General features: G+C 37.3%; 20 protein-coding genes. 11 read left to right on the top strand and 9 right to left on the bottom strand.

The window, feature by feature from the left end; translation table 11 throughout:
• The first annotated feature begins 82 nt into the window (after window positions 1-82).
• Genes EIB73_RS03925 through EIB73_RS03915 form a run of 3 tightly spaced genes read left to right on the top strand, consistent with a single transcriptional unit; the run spans window position 83 to window position 2,353 of the window.
• Window positions 83-1,000 (top strand): ribonuclease Z, encoded by a 918-nt coding sequence (locus tag EIB73_RS03925; protein ID WP_125022826.1) that lies wholly within the window; start codon window positions 83-85, stop codon window positions 998-1,000.
• Between the two features lie 8 nt (window positions 1,001-1,008).
• Window positions 1,009-1,797, top strand: coding sequence for a TIGR02757 family protein (locus tag EIB73_RS03920; protein WP_228411275.1), 789 nt, complete (start codon window positions 1,009-1,011; stop codon window positions 1,795-1,797).
• A 16-nt stretch (window positions 1,798-1,813) separates the two neighbouring features.
• Window positions 1,814-2,353, top strand: a complete 540-nt coding sequence (locus EIB73_RS03915) for a DUF1003 domain-containing protein (protein WP_125022824.1) — start codon at window positions 1,814-1,816, stop codon at window positions 2,351-2,353.
• 61 nt (window positions 2,354-2,414) lie between these two features.
• Here the strand turns inward: EIB73_RS03915 and rsmA are convergent, their stop codons facing one another.
• Window positions 2,415-3,185, bottom strand: a complete 771-nt coding sequence (gene rsmA / locus EIB73_RS03910; protein WP_125022823.1) for a 16S rRNA (adenine(1518)-N(6)/adenine(1519)-N(6))-dimethyltransferase RsmA — start codon at window positions 3,183-3,185, stop codon at window positions 2,415-2,417.
• A gap of 155 nt (window positions 3,186-3,340) precedes the next feature.
• Here rsmA and EIB73_RS03905 point away from each other — a divergent pair, with 155 nt between their 5' ends.
• The 5 genes from EIB73_RS03905 to rluF all read left to right on the top strand — a co-directional run bounded on the left by EIB73_RS03905 (window position 3,341) and on the right by rluF (window position 7,174).
• Window positions 3,341-4,240, top strand: coding sequence for a cell division protein FtsX (locus tag EIB73_RS03905; protein ID WP_125022821.1), 900 nt, complete (start codon window positions 3,341-3,343; stop codon window positions 4,238-4,240).
• Window positions 4,241-4,242: 2 nt separating this feature from the next.
• Window positions 4,243-4,542 (top strand): DUF3098 domain-containing protein, encoded by a 300-nt coding sequence (locus EIB73_RS03900; protein ID WP_125022819.1) that lies wholly within the window; start codon window positions 4,243-4,245, stop codon window positions 4,540-4,542.
• A 109-nt stretch (window positions 4,543-4,651) separates the two neighbouring features.
• Window positions 4,652-5,470 carry an undecaprenyl-diphosphate phosphatase gene (locus tag EIB73_RS03895; protein WP_125022818.1) on the top strand — a complete coding sequence of 273 codons (819 nt, stop codon included), beginning with the start codon at window positions 4,652-4,654 and terminating at the stop codon, window positions 5,468-5,470.
• 124 nt (window positions 5,471-5,594) lie between these two features.
• Window positions 5,595-6,308, top strand: coding sequence for a tRNA pseudouridine(55) synthase TruB (truB, locus tag EIB73_RS03890; RefSeq protein ID WP_125022816.1), 714 nt, complete (start codon window positions 5,595-5,597; stop codon window positions 6,306-6,308).
• A 143-nt stretch (window positions 6,309-6,451) separates the two neighbouring features.
• A complete protein-coding gene (gene rluF, locus EIB73_RS03885; protein ID WP_125022813.1) occupies window positions 6,452-7,174 on the top strand; it encodes a 23S rRNA pseudouridine(2604) synthase RluF in 723 nt (240 codons plus the stop codon).
• Here the strand turns inward: rluF and EIB73_RS03880 are convergent.
• From EIB73_RS03880 to EIB73_RS15120, 7 genes are all read right to left on the bottom strand, one after another.
• Window positions 7,171-7,614, bottom strand: coding sequence for a phosphohydrolase (locus tag EIB73_RS03880; protein WP_125022811.1), 444 nt, complete (start codon window positions 7,612-7,614; stop codon window positions 7,171-7,173). The two genes, rluF and EIB73_RS03880, sit on opposite strands and share 4 nt — an antisense overlap.
• Window positions 7,615-7,681: 67 nt before the next feature.
• The gene (locus EIB73_RS15140; protein ID WP_262706742.1) at window positions 7,682-7,936 is read right to left on the bottom strand and encodes a DUF1003 domain-containing protein; all 255 of its coding nucleotides are present in this window, start codon (window positions 7,934-7,936) and stop codon (window positions 7,682-7,684) included.
• A gap of 40 nt (window positions 7,937-7,976) precedes the next feature.
• Window positions 7,977-8,246: a DUF1003 domain-containing protein gene (locus EIB73_RS15135; protein WP_228411274.1), complete on the bottom strand. Its 270-nt coding sequence runs from the start codon at window positions 8,244-8,246 to the stop codon at window positions 7,977-7,979.
• Window positions 8,247-8,509: 263 nt separating this feature from the next.
• Complete coding sequence (locus tag EIB73_RS03870) at window positions 8,510-9,181, bottom strand: AcvB/VirJ family lysyl-phosphatidylglycerol hydrolase (RefSeq protein ID WP_125022808.1); 672 nt, start codon at window positions 9,179-9,181, stop codon at window positions 8,510-8,512.
• A complete protein-coding gene (locus tag EIB73_RS15130) occupies window positions 9,178-9,501 on the bottom strand; it encodes a phosphatidylglycerol lysyltransferase domain-containing protein (protein ID WP_262706714.1) in 324 nt (107 codons plus the stop codon). Before EIB73_RS15130 ends, EIB73_RS03870 begins: the two co-directional genes overlap by 4 nt.
• Before the next feature lie 82 nt (window positions 9,502-9,583).
• Entirely contained in the window at window positions 9,584-10,069 is a 486-nt protein-coding gene (locus EIB73_RS15125; RefSeq protein ID WP_262706741.1) for a lysylphosphatidylglycerol synthase transmembrane domain-containing protein, read from the bottom strand.
• Window positions 9,991-10,518: a hypothetical protein gene (locus tag EIB73_RS15120; RefSeq protein ID WP_228411332.1), complete on the bottom strand. Its 528-nt coding sequence runs from the start codon at window positions 10,516-10,518 to the stop codon at window positions 9,991-9,993. Before EIB73_RS15120 ends, EIB73_RS15125 begins: the two co-directional genes overlap by 79 nt.
• Window positions 10,519-10,818: 300 nt before the next feature.
• Between EIB73_RS15120 and EIB73_RS03860 the strand changes: the two genes are divergently transcribed.
• On the top strand, window positions 10,819-11,130 hold the full coding sequence (locus EIB73_RS03860) for a hypothetical protein (RefSeq protein ID WP_125022806.1): 312 nt from the start codon (window positions 10,819-10,821) through the stop codon (window positions 11,128-11,130).
• A 171-nt stretch (window positions 11,131-11,301) separates the two neighbouring features.
• On the opposite strand, the gene EIB73_RS03855 is transcribed toward EIB73_RS03860, so the two are convergent.
• The gene (locus EIB73_RS03855; RefSeq protein WP_125022804.1) at window positions 11,302-12,837 is read right to left on the bottom strand and encodes a SulP family inorganic anion transporter; all 1,536 of its coding nucleotides are present in this window, start codon (window positions 12,835-12,837) and stop codon (window positions 11,302-11,304) included.
• 578 nt (window positions 12,838-13,415) lie between these two features.
• On the opposite strand from EIB73_RS03855, the gene EIB73_RS03850 reads away from it, so the two are divergent.
• Window positions 13,416-14,552, top strand: a complete 1,137-nt coding sequence (locus EIB73_RS03850) for an amidohydrolase (RefSeq protein ID WP_125022802.1) — start codon at window positions 13,416-13,418, stop codon at window positions 14,550-14,552.
• Window positions 14,542-15,696 carry an alanine racemase gene (gene alr / locus EIB73_RS03845; RefSeq protein ID WP_125022800.1) on the top strand — a complete coding sequence of 385 codons (1,155 nt, stop codon included), beginning with the start codon at window positions 14,542-14,544 and terminating at the stop codon, window positions 15,694-15,696. The genes EIB73_RS03850 and alr overlap by 11 nt, the downstream gene beginning before the upstream one ends.
• Window positions 15,697-15,711: the final 15 nt, after the last annotated feature.

The raw sequence follows: 15,711 nt of genomic DNA, 5'->3' as shown, positions 1-15,711 counted from the left end.
AGAATCCCCCAAATAATCATTAAATTTGTCTACAACAAATAATATTCTGGATCAACCATCCCTCATCTAATATTCAAAACTTTTGAGCACTTATCTTACAATTCTCGGTTTTAACTCTGCCATTCCTACCATTAATTCGGCGCCCACGGCCCAGTTTCTTGAGATGGACGAACGCTGCTTTCTGATTGACTGTGGCGAAGGAACGCAGGTACAGCTACGAAAAGCAAAAGCACGCTTCTCAAAAATCAATCATATATTTATTTCTCATCTTCACGGGGACCATTGTTTTGGTTTGCCCGGTTTAATCGCCTCCTTCCGTTTGTTAGGGCGGGAAACTCCGCTGCATGTTTATGGGCCGAAAGGAATCAAAGAGATGCTCGAAACGATTTTCCGGTTGACAGAAACTCACAAAGGTTTTGAAGTCGTTTATCATGAACTCAACAACAAGAAGTCCGAAAAAATATATGAAGATCAAAAGCTGGAAGTTTTTACCATTCCTTTAGACCACCGAATTTACTGCAATGGCTATCTTTTTCGGGAGAAACCAAAAGAAAGGCATCTAAATATGGAGGAGATCGCAAAATATCCTGAAATAGAAATCTGCGATTACCAGAATTTAAAAAACGGAAAAGACTTCGTTTTAAATGACGGTTATGTTTTGAAAAATACAGTTTTAACAAAGGATCCCTCAAAATCCGTGACTTATGCATTTTGCAGTGACACTCGTTATTCCGAAAAGATTTTGCCTCTTATCAATGAGGTTGATGTGTTATATCACGAATCCACATTTCTGCATGATCTGAAAGAAATGGCCGATTATACTGGGCATACCACCGCTTTGGAAGCAGCCAGAATTGCACGGAAAGCCAATGTAGGAAAACTAATTCTGGGACATTTTTCCAACCGTTACCACGATTTAAATGTATTTTTAGAGGAAGCACGGGAAGTTTTCCCCAACACCGATTTACCGAAAGCCCTACAACAGGTTGAGATTTTATAATTAGGATAGTGAAAAACTCCACCAAAATTCCGGATACCGAATTCTTAAAAGATTTCCTGGATGAAAAAGCAGATCTTTATAATCATATCGATTTTATTGAAAATGATCCTATCCAGATCCCACACCGTTTTTCGTTAAAACAGGACATAGAAATTGCAGGATTTCTGACCGCCACGATTTCTTGGGGAACCAGAAAATCAATTCTGACTGATGCGGACAAGATCTTATCATGGATGGGAAATTCGCCCTATGATTTTATATTAAATTATAATGAAAAAGATATTGATGCATTCCAACATTCGTCGGTACACCGGACTTTTAACAAAGAAGATTTAGAGAACTTTGTCAAAAATCTGAACCGGATATATAAAGAACACGAAAGCCTGGAGAATTTGTTTTTATTAAAAGAAGGTGAAACCAATTTTTATCACAGCTTTCATCGCTTTAGAACGGAATTTTTTAATAATGACGAACAGCATCGCAGTACAAAACATGTAAGTTCAACCTACAAAAACTCGTCCGCAAAACGCTTGATGATGTATCTTCGCTGGATGGTTCGCCAAGATCGAAAAGGCGTTGATTTTGGAATCTGGCAAAATATTGATCAAAAATATTTATCCATCCCTTTGGATGTTCATACCGGAAATATTTCGCGTAAATTGAATATTATTCAGCGAAAACAAAATGACTGGAAAACGGTAGAAGAAATGGATTTGGCTCTAAGAAAATTTGATGATCAGGATCCTGCCAAGTATGATTTTGCGCTTTTTGGTGTGGGAATTGCTAAGGAGTTTTAGAAAAAAATAGAAAAAAATGAAAACTAAAGAAGAAGAACACAAAGAAAAAATAGATTTTTTGGTACGCGTAACCGATGGGGTGATGTGGTGGATTGGCTCAATTCCGTCTCTGATTGTACATTCTATTGTTTTTATAACGGCTTTTTTATTGCCACTTTTCGGTCTGGTTGCTTTTGATAAAATGCTTTTGGTCCTTACAACGGTACTTTCCTTAGAAGCAATTTATCTTGCTATTTTTATTCAGATGTCTGTGAATAGGAGTCAGGAACATATTGAAGATTTGAAAGACGATGTAAATGAAATTCAGGAAGATATCGAAGATATTCAGGAAGACATTGAAGAAATTAGTGAGGATATTGATGATATTCAGGAAGACATCGAAGATATTGCGGAGGAGGAAGAGGACGAGGATCACAACGAACGTGCAAAAAATGTGATGTTGAAGAGTAATGTAGCAACAAATAAAAGCCAGCTTAATAATCTAAAAGGAAAAATTTCCGAGCTCGAAAATCTGCTTGCTGAACTAAAGAAAGAGGATAAAAAGGAGACCCTTTAAAACCGCATCTCTATTAATATTGTAAAAGAAAACCATTCAAATCTGAATGGTTTTTTAGTTTTTAAGAATGTTCTTTCCAAAGCTTTGTAAATGCAATAAAATCTGCGACTGATAATTCCTCTGCGCGTTTATCCATAAATTCGTGCGTTTTCAATTCCTCTGGGATACCCAAGGCTTTCCAGGAATTTGAAAGCTTTTTGCGCCGTTGTCCAAAACCTGCTTTTACAATTTGCTTGAACAAAACCTCATTTCCGGTTAAACCTTCTTTTGGATTTCGGGTCAAACGAATCACTCCGGATTTTACTTTTGGTGGCGGATTAAACACATTTTCATGGACCGTAAAAAGATATTTTACATCATATAATGCCTGCACCAATACTGAAAGGATTCCGTAATCTTTGGTTCTAGGCACCGCGGCAGTTCTCTCTGCAACTTCCTTTTGGAACATTCCCACCATTTCCGGAACACGATCGTAGTGATCAATAATTTTAAAAAGAATCTGGGACGAAATATTATAAGGAAAATTACCGATAACGGAAACTTGCCCTTCAAATGAATCTGCAATATTTAATCGTAGAAAATCACCCACAAAATGCCGGTCCTCCAATTTCGGATAGTGGCTTTTCAAGTAGGCGATGGATTCCGTATCGATTTCTGCCACAAAAATTTCTGCGTCCTTTTCTAAAAGATATTTGGTAAGCACGCCCATTCCAGGACCTACTTCTAAAACCTGGTTATAATTTTCGTAACTCAGTCCGTCTACAATATTTTTGGCAATATTTTCATCAGTCAGGAAATGTTGACCGAGATGTTTCTTAGCTCTAACGCTCATGAAGGAATCTATTTATTTTAAGGAGAAACAAAAATCAAAAGTCCTATTTTTAAGTCCTTCTGCAGTTTCTTTTAAGTTTTTTTTAACAGCGATTTTCCGCCTTTCTCCGCAAATTACGGAAGTTTTTTTCTATTTTAGCAGAAATTTTTTATTTAATGGCTAAGACAGTTGAAGATTTTAACAAAAGAAGACTTCGCTCCAGCAACATCACCGTGGTGATTAGTATTGCATTGGTGTTATTTTTATTAGGATTGATGGGACTTATTCTGATCAATGCGCAAAAATATTCAGATTATATCAAGGAGCAATTGGTAGTGAACGCTTATTTTGATGAAAATTACGATGCAAAGGATTCGGTGAAAACCGCAAAGATGGAGGCTGAGACCTTTAAGAAAATACAAAATTTAGCACCGGTAAAACGGGCCACCTATATTTCCCGGGAAATGGCGGCGCTGGAAGCTAAAAAAAGTATGGGCATTGAAAGCAGTGCACTCTTCGAAGAAAATATTTTTCCCTCTTCTGTTGAAGTCGCTTTAAAGCCTGAGTTTGTAGACCCTACAAAAATCGATGAAGCCATAAAACAAATCAAAGCGACACCCGGTATTACTGATGTTAAAAATAACAGCACCTTAATGGTAGAAGTGTACAACAACTTAACAAACATCATGAAATGGATCCTCGGCTTCTCGATTCTGTTTTTGATCTTAGCGGTTGTTTTGATTAATAACTCCATCCGTTTGAAAATATTTTCAAAGAGGTTCATTATCAAAACGATGCAGTTGGTTGGTGCCAAGCGACGCTTCATTTTAAAACCTTTTATTAAAGAAGCAATTATTCTTGGGGTAATTGGTGCTTTAATCGGTTTAGGCGTTTTATTTGGTGCCTGGTATTATTTCGTTACTCAAATCGGAACTCCATTTGCGCAGGACAACAATCAATTGATTATTCTCGTCGTAAGCATCTTTTTGCTGGGCGTTTTGATCACCGTTTTCTCCACCGTTTTTGCAACATGGCGATTTTTAAAATCGAATGTTGATGATCTTTATTATTCTTAAAAATGAGCAAAAAACATAAAAACTTTTCCGCCGATTCGGTCGGTAAAAAAGTTGAAGTTTCCGAAAATGCAACTTTTTATTTCGGAAAAGAAAATTACAAGTGGATGCTGATCGGATTGGCATTAATTATCTTAGGATTTATTTTGATGATGGGCGCTGATGCGAACACGGTCGATGGTAAATTCGATCCCAACGTATGGAATGAGGATATCTTCTCTATACGTAGAATCCGAATTGCCCCAATGCTGGTCATTGCCGGTTTCATCGTGGAGATTTACGCCATTTTGAAGAGAAACAAATAAACGGTCATAGTGATCAAATACTGCTTTGTCAAAGTTTAAATCTTTGACAAAGTTTTTTTTAAAACCACTTTACTCAGACATTTTCACAGACTTTTAACAAAAAATAAAAATGGATTTATTTAAGGCAATCATCATTGCAATTATTGAGGGACTTACCGAATTCCTTCCTATTTCTTCTACCGCACACATGGGTTTTATCGCCAACTTAATGGGGATGGAAGAAACAGAATTTTTAAAAATGTTTCAGGTTTCAATACAATTTGGGGCAATTTTAGCCGTGGTTGCCGCGTACTGGAAAAAGTTTTTTGATTTTCAGAATCTAAAATTTTATTACAAATTGGCTTTCGCCGTTATTCCAGCCCTCGTTTTAGGATATCTTTTCGATGATAAAATTGAAGCCGTTTTAGGGAATCAGATAGCAATTTCGGCGGTTTTGGTCGCAGGTGGAATTGTTTTACTTTTTGCGGATTCCTGGTTTAAAAATCCAAAAATTGATGATGAAAAAGACATGTCCATTAAGAAAGCCGTGATCATCGGTTTTTGGCAATGTCTCGCCATGATGCCCGGAACGAGTAGGAGTGCCGCTTCAATTATTGGGGGTATGACGCAGGGATTAACCAGAAAAGCAGCCGCAGAATTTTCTTTCTTTCTAGCCGTTCCGACCATGTTAGCCGTGACTGTTTATTCAATTTTCGTGAAAACCTGGGGCAAAGAAACCCCCAATCCAATGAAAGGGTATGAAATGATCCTGTCTTCTTCAGACAACATTATTGCATTTGTTGTGGGAAATGTGGTGGCATTTATCGTAGCTTTAATCGCCATAAAATCGTTTATTGGGTTGCTAAACAAATACGGTTTCAAGCCTTGGGGTTGGTACCGGATCATCGTGGGAATCGTGTTGTTGATTTATTTTACACAGTTTCAATAGTTTTATTTGGGCAGCTTAATCCGCCCTCCGTTCCCGCTTTTTTGCCTCCACTTCGTTGCGGCAAAAAGAGCTCCACTCAGGTCGGGCTGCAAACCAGAATTTTTTATAAATTTAATTTTTAAAAATGACCGATACCGATTTCTTAGAAGGCCAGATTATACTTCTCGACAAACCTTTGGATTGGACGAGTTTTCAAGCGGTGAATAAACTGAAATACAAACTCAAAAGTGAATTTAATCTTCCGAAGAAATTCAAAATTGGTCACGCCGGAACATTGGACCCGCGCGCCACAGGATTACTAATTGTCTGCACCGGAAAATTCACTAAGATCATTCCTGAAATTCAGGATGCGCCAAAAGAATATTTCACTGAAATAAAGATCGGTGTTCAAACAGAATCTTACGATACCGAAAAACCCGAGATTCTCCAACAGGATATTTCAAACATTACGGAAGAACAAATCAAGGAAACTTTAGAAAAATTCCTCGGTGAAATTGATCAGAAACCGCCGATTTTTTCCGCTATTAAAATCGAAGGAAACCGCGCCTATGATTTAGCCAGAGCCGGAAAAGAAGTGGAAATGAAATCCCGGAAAACCACCATTAATTATATTAAAGATATTGAGATAGAATTACCTTTCGTTCGCTTTACCGTTGGTTGCTCCAAAGGAACTTATATCCGAAGTTTAGCCCATGATATTGGTCAGGAATTGGGAGTTGGTGCTTATTTAACCAACCTTCGCAGAACCAAAATTGGAGATTACAAAATTGAAGATGGAAGTTCTGATTATTTGAAGGACGACTACCGTTTTGAAAATTTCAATCAGTATTTGGAATAAAAATGGGAAAATTAATCTCCGTCAACGCTTAAGCCAGCATGGCGGCTTCTATGTTGAAGGTCAAAAGTTAGGAAATACGTGATTTAGCATTGTGGGGATATTTTACGGACTGACGATTTTCAGTTACAAAAACTATAATGAGTATGGAAAAGACCAGAATAAATAAATACCTTTCAGAAGTAGGTTTCTGTTCACGCCGAGAAGCAGACCGACTTTTAGAACAGGGAAGAATTACAATCAATGGCGCTGTGCCGGAAATGGGAACTAAAGTTTCTGACGACGACGAAATTTTTGTCGATGGCGTGACCATTAGAAAAACAGATGAAGAACCCATTTATATCGCGTTGAATAAACCGGTCGGAATTGTCTGCACAACGGATACCAAAAGAGAAAGAGACAATATCATCGAATTCGTGAATCATCCGAAAAGAATTTTCCCCATCGGAAGATTAGATAAACCGAGTGAAGGATTAATCCTTCTTACGAATGATGGAGATATTGTGAACAAGATTCTGCGTTCCAGAAACAACCACGGAAAAGAATATATCGTAAGAGTTGACAAACCAATCACGCCAAAATTCCTCATGCAAATGCGCGGTGGAATCCCTATTCTTGATACTGTGACCAATAAATGTGAAGTTGAGCAAATCGATAATCTTTCTTTTAGAATTGTCCTTACGCAAGGTTTAAACCGTCAGATCCGCCGCATGTGCGAATATTGTGGCTATGAAGTAAAAAAGCTGAAGAGAATTCGCGTCTTAAATATTAAGCTTGATCTTCCGGTCGGCAAATGGCGGGATCTAACGGCGGCTGAAGTCAAAGAACTGAAAGCCATCGTAGCAGATTCGCAAAAAACGGTCGACTAATATTTTGCCTTTAAGTACAAATAGGCGGTTAAATATTTGTTCAGACGTTTCATATCGCGCTCAGTAAGCGGTTGCGTAAATCTCTTTAAATCCATATTATCCTGCAGGTCATTCATCTTTACCGAAACTGCAAGGGGTGATTTTTCGGTCTGTTTTACAAATTCGGTGTAATCCTGATCCGCCGGAGTTTTGGTTAAGCATTGAATGGCAAAAACAATATGTTCAGGAAATCCTTCCTCTTTCAAATATTCCAAAGTAATCTCGGGGCAGTCTTCAATCACGTCGTGTAAAACACCAACTATTTTTTCATCATAGGTCTTTCCTGCATTCATGACCCGAATTACATGACCGATGTACGGCGTTCCGAATTTATCGGTTTGTCCTTTGTGGCCTTTTTGGGCAATCTTTATGGCTTTGTTCAGCAGTTCTTCTTTCGTCATGGTGGTAAAATTCTAATTTAAATATAAGATGATTTTTTTAATTCTATAAGTATTTATTCCTTTAATTTTAAGAAAGATTGGAAGGCTTTGAAAGCAATCTGACTTTCTTATTTAATTCTTCTAAAAGTTCTAATTGCTTCTGTTGAATGTCACAAAGATGTTTGTACTGATCAATGATAGAAAGATCGACCTTTTCGTGTAGATTTCTGATTTCAATTTCCGATTTCAGGTTGATCATGTAATCATTGATGGATCTTTTTCGGTCTTTAACCTCCTTTCTGTTTTGACTCATCATGATGATCGGTGCCTGAATTGCGGCAATACACGAAAGTATTAAATTTAATAATATGTAGGGATATGGATCAAAACTTTTTATTGTGCATGACCTGCGTGTTGTAAAGGATCCAAATCATTAGAATAAGGCCGAAAATAATGATGAACCTCCAGCTGCCACCAAATTGTGCAACGCGGTCCGATAGTTTTTCACCGTAGCTTCTTTCCTCGTCGTTTTCCTGTATGGTAGTGGTGATAAGCGTTTCCTCTGTAAGAGCTTTTTCGATAATTGCGTGCATTTTTCGAAGTTGCTCGTCTTCACTTTTCAAAAGATCAAGCACGTATTTTTTATTTTTCATAACTCATATTTATGTCAGGTTGCATTATAAACTTAATTAAAAGTAAGCGTTATTTTCTTAATTTCTTTATTAGAGCCAGAACTTCTCGAAAGAACCAACACAATGATTTCGATCTCGGTAATTTCAATTCCGAAAAGAATTTCTGCAACCAGTTCGGGCCGTGATGTTAAGATTCGCTTTTCACTTTTAAGGGAACATCACTGAAAAACAAAGCAAAGCGGCCAGAATGGGCTGTGAGGTTTTATTGGTCATTCAATTAAATTTTAAAAATATTTTACAACAGAATCAGCCAGCATTTTTGTATTACCGCTGAAATGATGATTTCCGGGGAGATGAAGAAATTGATAATTTTTTAATGTGATTTCTTTTCTTGGAAAATAAGTATACTCAAAATCACTCAGGACTAACGTAAAGGGAACGTTTTTCAGCTGATTGATTTCGTGAGTAACACTGAAACCATATTGTTGACTTCCCATAATATATTCTTGAAGATGAATTTCAAAATCATTCACTTTTGAAGGTCCTATGATAAGTAAGTGCTGAATATTCCTTTTGAAATCAGGATCGAAACGGTTGCAGATAAAAGGTGCAATGTCAGCACCGTAGGAATAACCGATGATGATTATTTTTTTATTGGTTCGGTTTTTAGTGATCTGTTTTAGAAAATTTTCAGAATCTTCGGAAGCTTGCAAAGGTGTTTTCTTATCCCAGAAATATTTTTTACTATTCAGGGCAAATACGTCGTAACCATAGTGATGGAGTTCCTGCGCAAATGTTTTCGAAAAAGTATTGAAACCCGCGTCGCCACTGATGTAAAATATGATGGGTTTGTTACTGTCGCTGTTCCATTCCGACACCGGGAAATCTGACGTCGTTTTACATGAAAATAAAAGAAGCAGGGAAAATAAGCTCAGGAGTTGACTCTTTTTTTTCATTTTGGTTTTGTGATTTTACGTAAAGCTGCCGGAATTTGTAGAAGATCGAAATCGCTGCCATAAATCAAATATTTATTTTCCCACCGATCCGCATATTTTTCTTTGAAATCCCGCAAACTTTGATAATGTTTAAAACTCCCGATCCTATTGTACACAAATTTCAGAACTTCTTCCGCTGTATTATCGGGTTCTTTCATTTCTCCCAAAGGGGTCAGTCCCAAATTGATGTACCACAGTTCGTTAGATTTTGCATATTCTACGAGTTTTACAATCATAGCATCCATACTGCCGTTGGGCGCTTTTACTGTTTTTCGAATCAAGTCATACGTGCATTCTTGAGGTGCAAAATCGGGGATAATATTTAAAATGCTTCAATTTTTCCAGTTTCATCTTTAATAACGATTAAATCCTGACCTTGTATTTCGGATCTGTCAAACATAATGTAATTCCTAAACCTTGACTATGAGAAAAGCCGAAGTTCGCCAGAATGTAAATCAAAGTGAATTCTACTGCACCCAAACCTCTTAAGAAAGGAGAAACCAACATGAGCAACACCGAAATGGTATAACCTACTGCGGCTGCTGAGAAGGAGCCGTTTACCCCAAAAGCTAACATTGCAATCAAGAGATGGAATATCCCACAAAACTCGATGAGAATTGAAATAAATATCGTTAGGTAGAAATACTTTTTGTGAATTTCTCCGCCGACAAATTCATTGATATTAGTGATTTGTTTGGGGAAATGTTGTTTTATAAAATCATAGAATAAACCCTTTTTTCGCAGAGAATTGACCATCCATAAGACGAGGCCTATAAAAAGTCCAAGGCCAACGAGCCAGATCCAGGAATTTCCAAAGTTTTTATTGACAAAAGCAGCATAAGGAACCACAGGAATTCCAACCAAAAAAACAGTGACAATTCCCACAAAACCATAGATGGCACTGGCTTTATGAACGGTTTTTCATCATAGTTTTTACGCTGAATTTTACGCGGGGTGAATGCCAGGGAACTGATTCCGCCGGCAGGTAAAAAAACACTTAAGAAATTTCTTTTTAGAAATAACTCCAGGGCGTCTGCAAATTTCAAAGGTACACCCACGGCGCGAAAACTTGACATATACATGAATGCCTGCAGCAGAACGTAAACACCGGTCAGTAAAATTCCGGCGGTAATCCATATTGTTTTTGCAGCATGCAACTGTGGAAGAATGGAGGACATTTCTTTTCTTTCACTTCGAAAAAAGACGAAAGCTAAAAATAAGATCAAAATGGCAAGAAGTTCCTGCCACCGCATTTTGGTAATTGTTTTTTTGAAAAAAAAGTCGATTTTTTTCAGCATCGTTTTTTTCGTTTATTGATAGAAGATGATTTCTATTTACTTTTCAAAAAAGTGTATTTCTATTTAAAATGAATAGAAGAATTCTTGAGCTAATCAAAGGTAGAGGAGTTTCGGGCTGTATTTCATTAATAATGAGGAGATGATGATGAATGTTTTAAATAAAATTTTTAAGTTTAAATGTTTTTATCTATCAGAAATGAAGTAAATTATCACTATGTTAATCGATAAATTAGGATTAACTATTTTTAAGTAGGAATTTTCGCAGACTTTTTCCTAATTTTACGTTGTAATTTTACACTTATGAATTTATCTCCGGAAGGGCAAAAACTTTTTAACAAACTGATTTCTGAAATGTTAGAAGACGGTTTTGTGAAGGTAAGTGATTATACTTTCTATAAAAAAATAGGAAATATGACCGTGTCTTTGGGAGATCGGGCACTTAAAATTATGCATCAGGAGAAATGCTACAGTATTATTCCTGAACATGAATTTCTAAAATTATCCAACAGTATTGAACCTCTGCTTTTTCACTTAAAATATCTTTTGGCCTTTTCTATGAGGCAGGATATGAACCGATTGGTTAGCTTTCTTTCTACTTATTTTTGGAATTAATTCCTTAATCCATAACTTTTATTAAAAAAATGCTTGGAGAGATAAAGGATTTTGAATCTCCTTTAAATTTATTCTTCAACTAATTTACCAACTTCTGTTGTGCTGTTTTCTGTTTTACCGACAAAAAATTAATATAAGTAAATAGTAAATTAACGGTGACTAGATTCTTTTTTACTTTTCAATCGCGACGAGATATTCGGGATCTTTAATAATGTTCACATCAATGACTGCTTCCGCATTATTTAAAAGTCGAATACAATCTGCACTTAAGTTTTGAAGATGAACCGTTTTACCGGCTGCACTGTATTTTTTGGTAATGTTGTTCAATGTTTCAATCGCAGACATATCGGAAACCCGTGATTCTTTGAAGTTGATAATGATTTGATCCGGATCCTCTTTAATTTTAAATTTCTCGGAGAATGTCATTACGGAGCCAAAAAATAAGGGACCAAAAATATCATAATGTTTTACGCCATTTTCATCCACATAAGTTCTTGCACGAATTCGTTTTGCGCTTTCCCAGGCAAATACGAGTGCCGAAATAATCACACCGATTAAAACTGCTAATGCCAGATTATGTAGGAGCACCGTAATAACTGCCACCAGGATTCCAACAAATATATCGTGCTTTGGCATTTTCTTGATGATCTTGAAACTCGCCCACTCAAATGTTCCTAAAGCCACCATGATCATGACGCCCACTAAAGCAGCCATAGGTAATTTTCCGATGATAGGCGCGCCAAATAGAATGATGAGCAAAATGGTTATAGCAGCAATAATTCCAGAGAGCCTTGCTCTTGATCCGGCAGAAAGATTTACCAGTGTTTGTGCAATCATAGGGCAGCCACCCATTCCAAAAAAGAATCCGTTCGCAATATTTGATGTTCCCTGTGCGATACATTCCCGGTTTCCATTTCCTTTCGTGCCTGTGATCTCATCTACCAAATTTAGAGTTAAAAGTCCTTCAGTTAAACCTACGGCTGCAAATATTAAGGAGTAGGGCAGTATAATTTTAAAAGCTTCTAAAGTGAAAGGGATATTGGGAATATGAAAAGGCGGAAAACCACCTTTAACCGAAGCAATATCCTGAACTGTTTTGGTGTTAATTCCAAAACCTACTACGATGGCGAAAACCACGACGATTGCCACGAGGGAAGCGGGAACTTTTTTGGTAATCTTTGGAAATAAAACGACAATCGCGATGGTAAGCGCTACTAACGCCAGCATGATATAAAGTGCATCGCCTGTTAACCAAGATAATTTTCCATTCTCCAATACTTTAAACTGTTGAAGTTGCGACATGAAGATGATCACGGCTAATCCGTTTACAAAACCGTACATGACTGGTTGTGGCACAAGTCTTATAAACTTGCTGAACTTGAAAAGTCCAATTAAAATCTGAATGACACCCGCAAGCGCCACTGCGGCGAAAACATATTCAATCCCGTTCGATCGCATCAGTGCAATTAAGACTACAACTGTTGCGCCTGCACCTCCAGAAACCATTCCGGGTCTTCCGCCCAATATCGCGGTGATTAAACCGGCAATAAAAGCAGCATATAAACCGACTAGAGGAGGAAAGCCGGCCAAGATTGCAAACGATAAGGGTTCCGGGATCATCGTCATTGCAACGGTTAAACCTGCTAGAATTTCGTTTCTGTAATTTACTTTCTGAGAGAAGTCGAAGAGGTTAAGGGTTAATTTCATATTTTTTTTCAGGACGTTGTAAGCAAATCCATAGATGTTTTTTTAAAATAAACTTCAAAAGGATAAGTTTAAGATTTTGATTTTCAGGTAGAAAAAATGGATTTGCAGCATTTTTTTTAAGCGTGCAAAAATATGAAAAATAAAATAAAAATAATGAAGCAGGCTTGCTTCGAATAACAGTTTGTCTAGCAAAGTAAGGTTTTGGTTTTGAATTTATGATTGTTTTTTCTTTATATCATTTCATTAAAAATTCCTTTCTCGAAAGCGAAAGAACGGGGTAAATATAATCACGGTTCCTTGGCACAGTTATTTCTCTTAAATGTAAAATTGATTGATTCTAAGTAGCTTTCTTTCCTTGATATTGGAAAATTGAAAAAGCTATTTGATTTAAAGTTTGAAAGCTTTCTCTTTATCTCTTGAAATTTACTGCTTAAAATAGAACGTTGATTTAAAACGTAGCTTGGTATTCATGCTATGCTAACCGTATATCATAGTCCTTTTCATCAATTAAAATATTAATACTTTAATAAGATTGCACCAAAAAATGAATGCATCTTTTTAAAATCTAAAATAATCCAATGAACGAAATTCTCACGCTAAGAAAACACCTCCATCAAAATCCCGAACTTTCCGGGTTTGAATTTCAAACTGCGAAAACCATTGCAGCTTTTTTAAAACAATATAGTCCGGATGAATTGCTCGAAAATTTAGGAAACGGAACAGGAATTATTGCCGTGTATCACCCCGATAAAGAAGTAAAGCAAACCATTATGTTTCGTTGTGAGCTGGATGCTTTACCCATTCAGGAAATCAACGAATTCGATCACAGATCAGATGTAGATGAAGTTTCTCACAAGTGTGGTCACGATGGTCATATGAGCATAATGTGTTCGTTGGCAAAGAAACTTTCTGAAAAAAGAATGAAGCACACCAAAGTCGTTTTGCTTTTTCAACCCGCCGAAGAAAATGGGGAAGGAGCTGTAGCCATTTACAATGATTCACGTTTCAAAGAATTAAATCCGGATCAGGTTTTCGCGCTTCATAATCTTCCCGGGTATGACCATCACGACATTGTAGTCAAAAATCACACTTTTACGTGTGCCGTCAATTCCATCATTGTAAAACTACAGGGCAGGACTGCACATGCAGGAGAGCCTGAAAATGGAGAGAATCCCGCCTTAGCTATTGCCGAAATCATCAATCAATTCAACCCGAAAATTCAACCCGATCCGACGAAGGAAAAGTTCACAGTCTTAACGCCCATTTACATTACCATGGGAACGGAAGATTATGGAATTTCCGCAGGCTATGGGGAAATACATTATACTTTCAGACGAGCTGCAAATGCAGAAATGAAAGAGTTGGAAATAGAACTGGAAGAAATTGCAGTAAAAGCCGCAGCAAAATATAAACTGCAGCCCGAAATTTCCTGGACACAACGCTTCAGTGCTAATGAAAATGATCCATCAGCTGTTGATTTTGTTAGAAAGGCCGCAAACGATTTAAAATTTAATTTAATAGAGCGCGAAGTGCCTTTTCAGTGGGGTGAGGATTTTGGAATTTTCACTGAACATTTTAAAGGCGCAATGTTTGGTTTGGGAAGTGGAAAAGAGACTCCCAATTTACATAATCCCGATTACGACTGGCCCGACGAAATTACAGAAACCGGGGCCCAAATATTCTATAAAATAAGCGAAATCATCGATGCACAATAATTCATACCTCGAAATCGACCGCAAAGCCCACAAAGTCAATATCGATTTTCTTCGTAAACACTTTCATAAAGATGTTCTCTTTTCATCCGTAGTGAAAGGAAATGCGTACGGGCATTCCATAGAAAGGTTCGTTGAAATTGCAATGGGAGAAAAAGTACGCCATTTTTCTGTTTTCGACAGTAACGAAGCGCGTCGTGTAAAAAATGTAGGGGGAGATAACGTAACCGTCATGATCATGGGCTGGCTCAGCAATGAGAGTGACATGAATTGGATCATAGAAAATGAAGTTGAGTTTTTTGTTTTCGAAAAAAATCGCTTGACCTCTGCGTTAGCGTCAGCCAAGAAATTACGTAAAAAAGCAATAGTCCACATTGAAGTTGAAACGGGAATGAACCGTACAGGTTTCAATGCCAGCGACATGAAATGGGTTCAGGATTTTTTGAAAAAAAACGCAGAGTTTATAGAATTTAAAGGACTTTGTACTCATTTTGCGGGCGCGGAAAGTATCGCTAATTATTACCGTATCAAGAAACAGATTATCCGTTATGATGAAATTTACAATCAATTCTGCGATAAAGATTTAAAACCCAAGCTAAGGCATGCTGCGTGTTCCGCGGCTGCTATGATGTACCCCGAAACGCAGATGGATATGGTAAGAATCGGGATTATGCAATATGGGTTTTGGCCGAGTCCGGAAGTGTTGGTCAATTTTTACAACAGCAAAAGAAAAAATGACAATCCTTTAAAAAGAGTCATCAGCTGGAAAAGCCAGGTGATGAGCGTGAAAAAAGTTAAAAGGGGTGAGTTTGTGGGATACGGAACGAGTTTTATGGCAGATGAAAATATGAAAATTGCCTGTGTTCCCGTAGGTTATGCCCATGGTTACGGAAGAAGTTTAAGCAACATCGGGCGTGTTTTAATTAATGGAGAAAGATGCGTGGTCATTGGAAGTATTAATATGAATATGATGGTCATCGATGTTACACTTTTAGAGCACATCAAACGGGGCGATGAGGTCGTTCTTATCGGAGATCAGGGTGATAAACAATTGTCTGTTTCCTCTTTCAGTGATTATTCTAACCTTTTAAATTATGAACTACTGACGAGGCTTTCCGCGGATATTCCCCGAATAATTAAAAGTTAGACTTTTTGGAAAGAT

This window comes from Kaistella carnis (assembly GCF_003860585.1).
Classification (GTDB): domain Bacteria; phylum Bacteroidota; class Bacteroidia; order Flavobacteriales; family Weeksellaceae; genus Kaistella; species Kaistella carnis.
The sequence above is the reverse complement of the archived record's forward strand: the minus strand, read 5'-3'. Positions and strand labels throughout refer to the sequence as shown.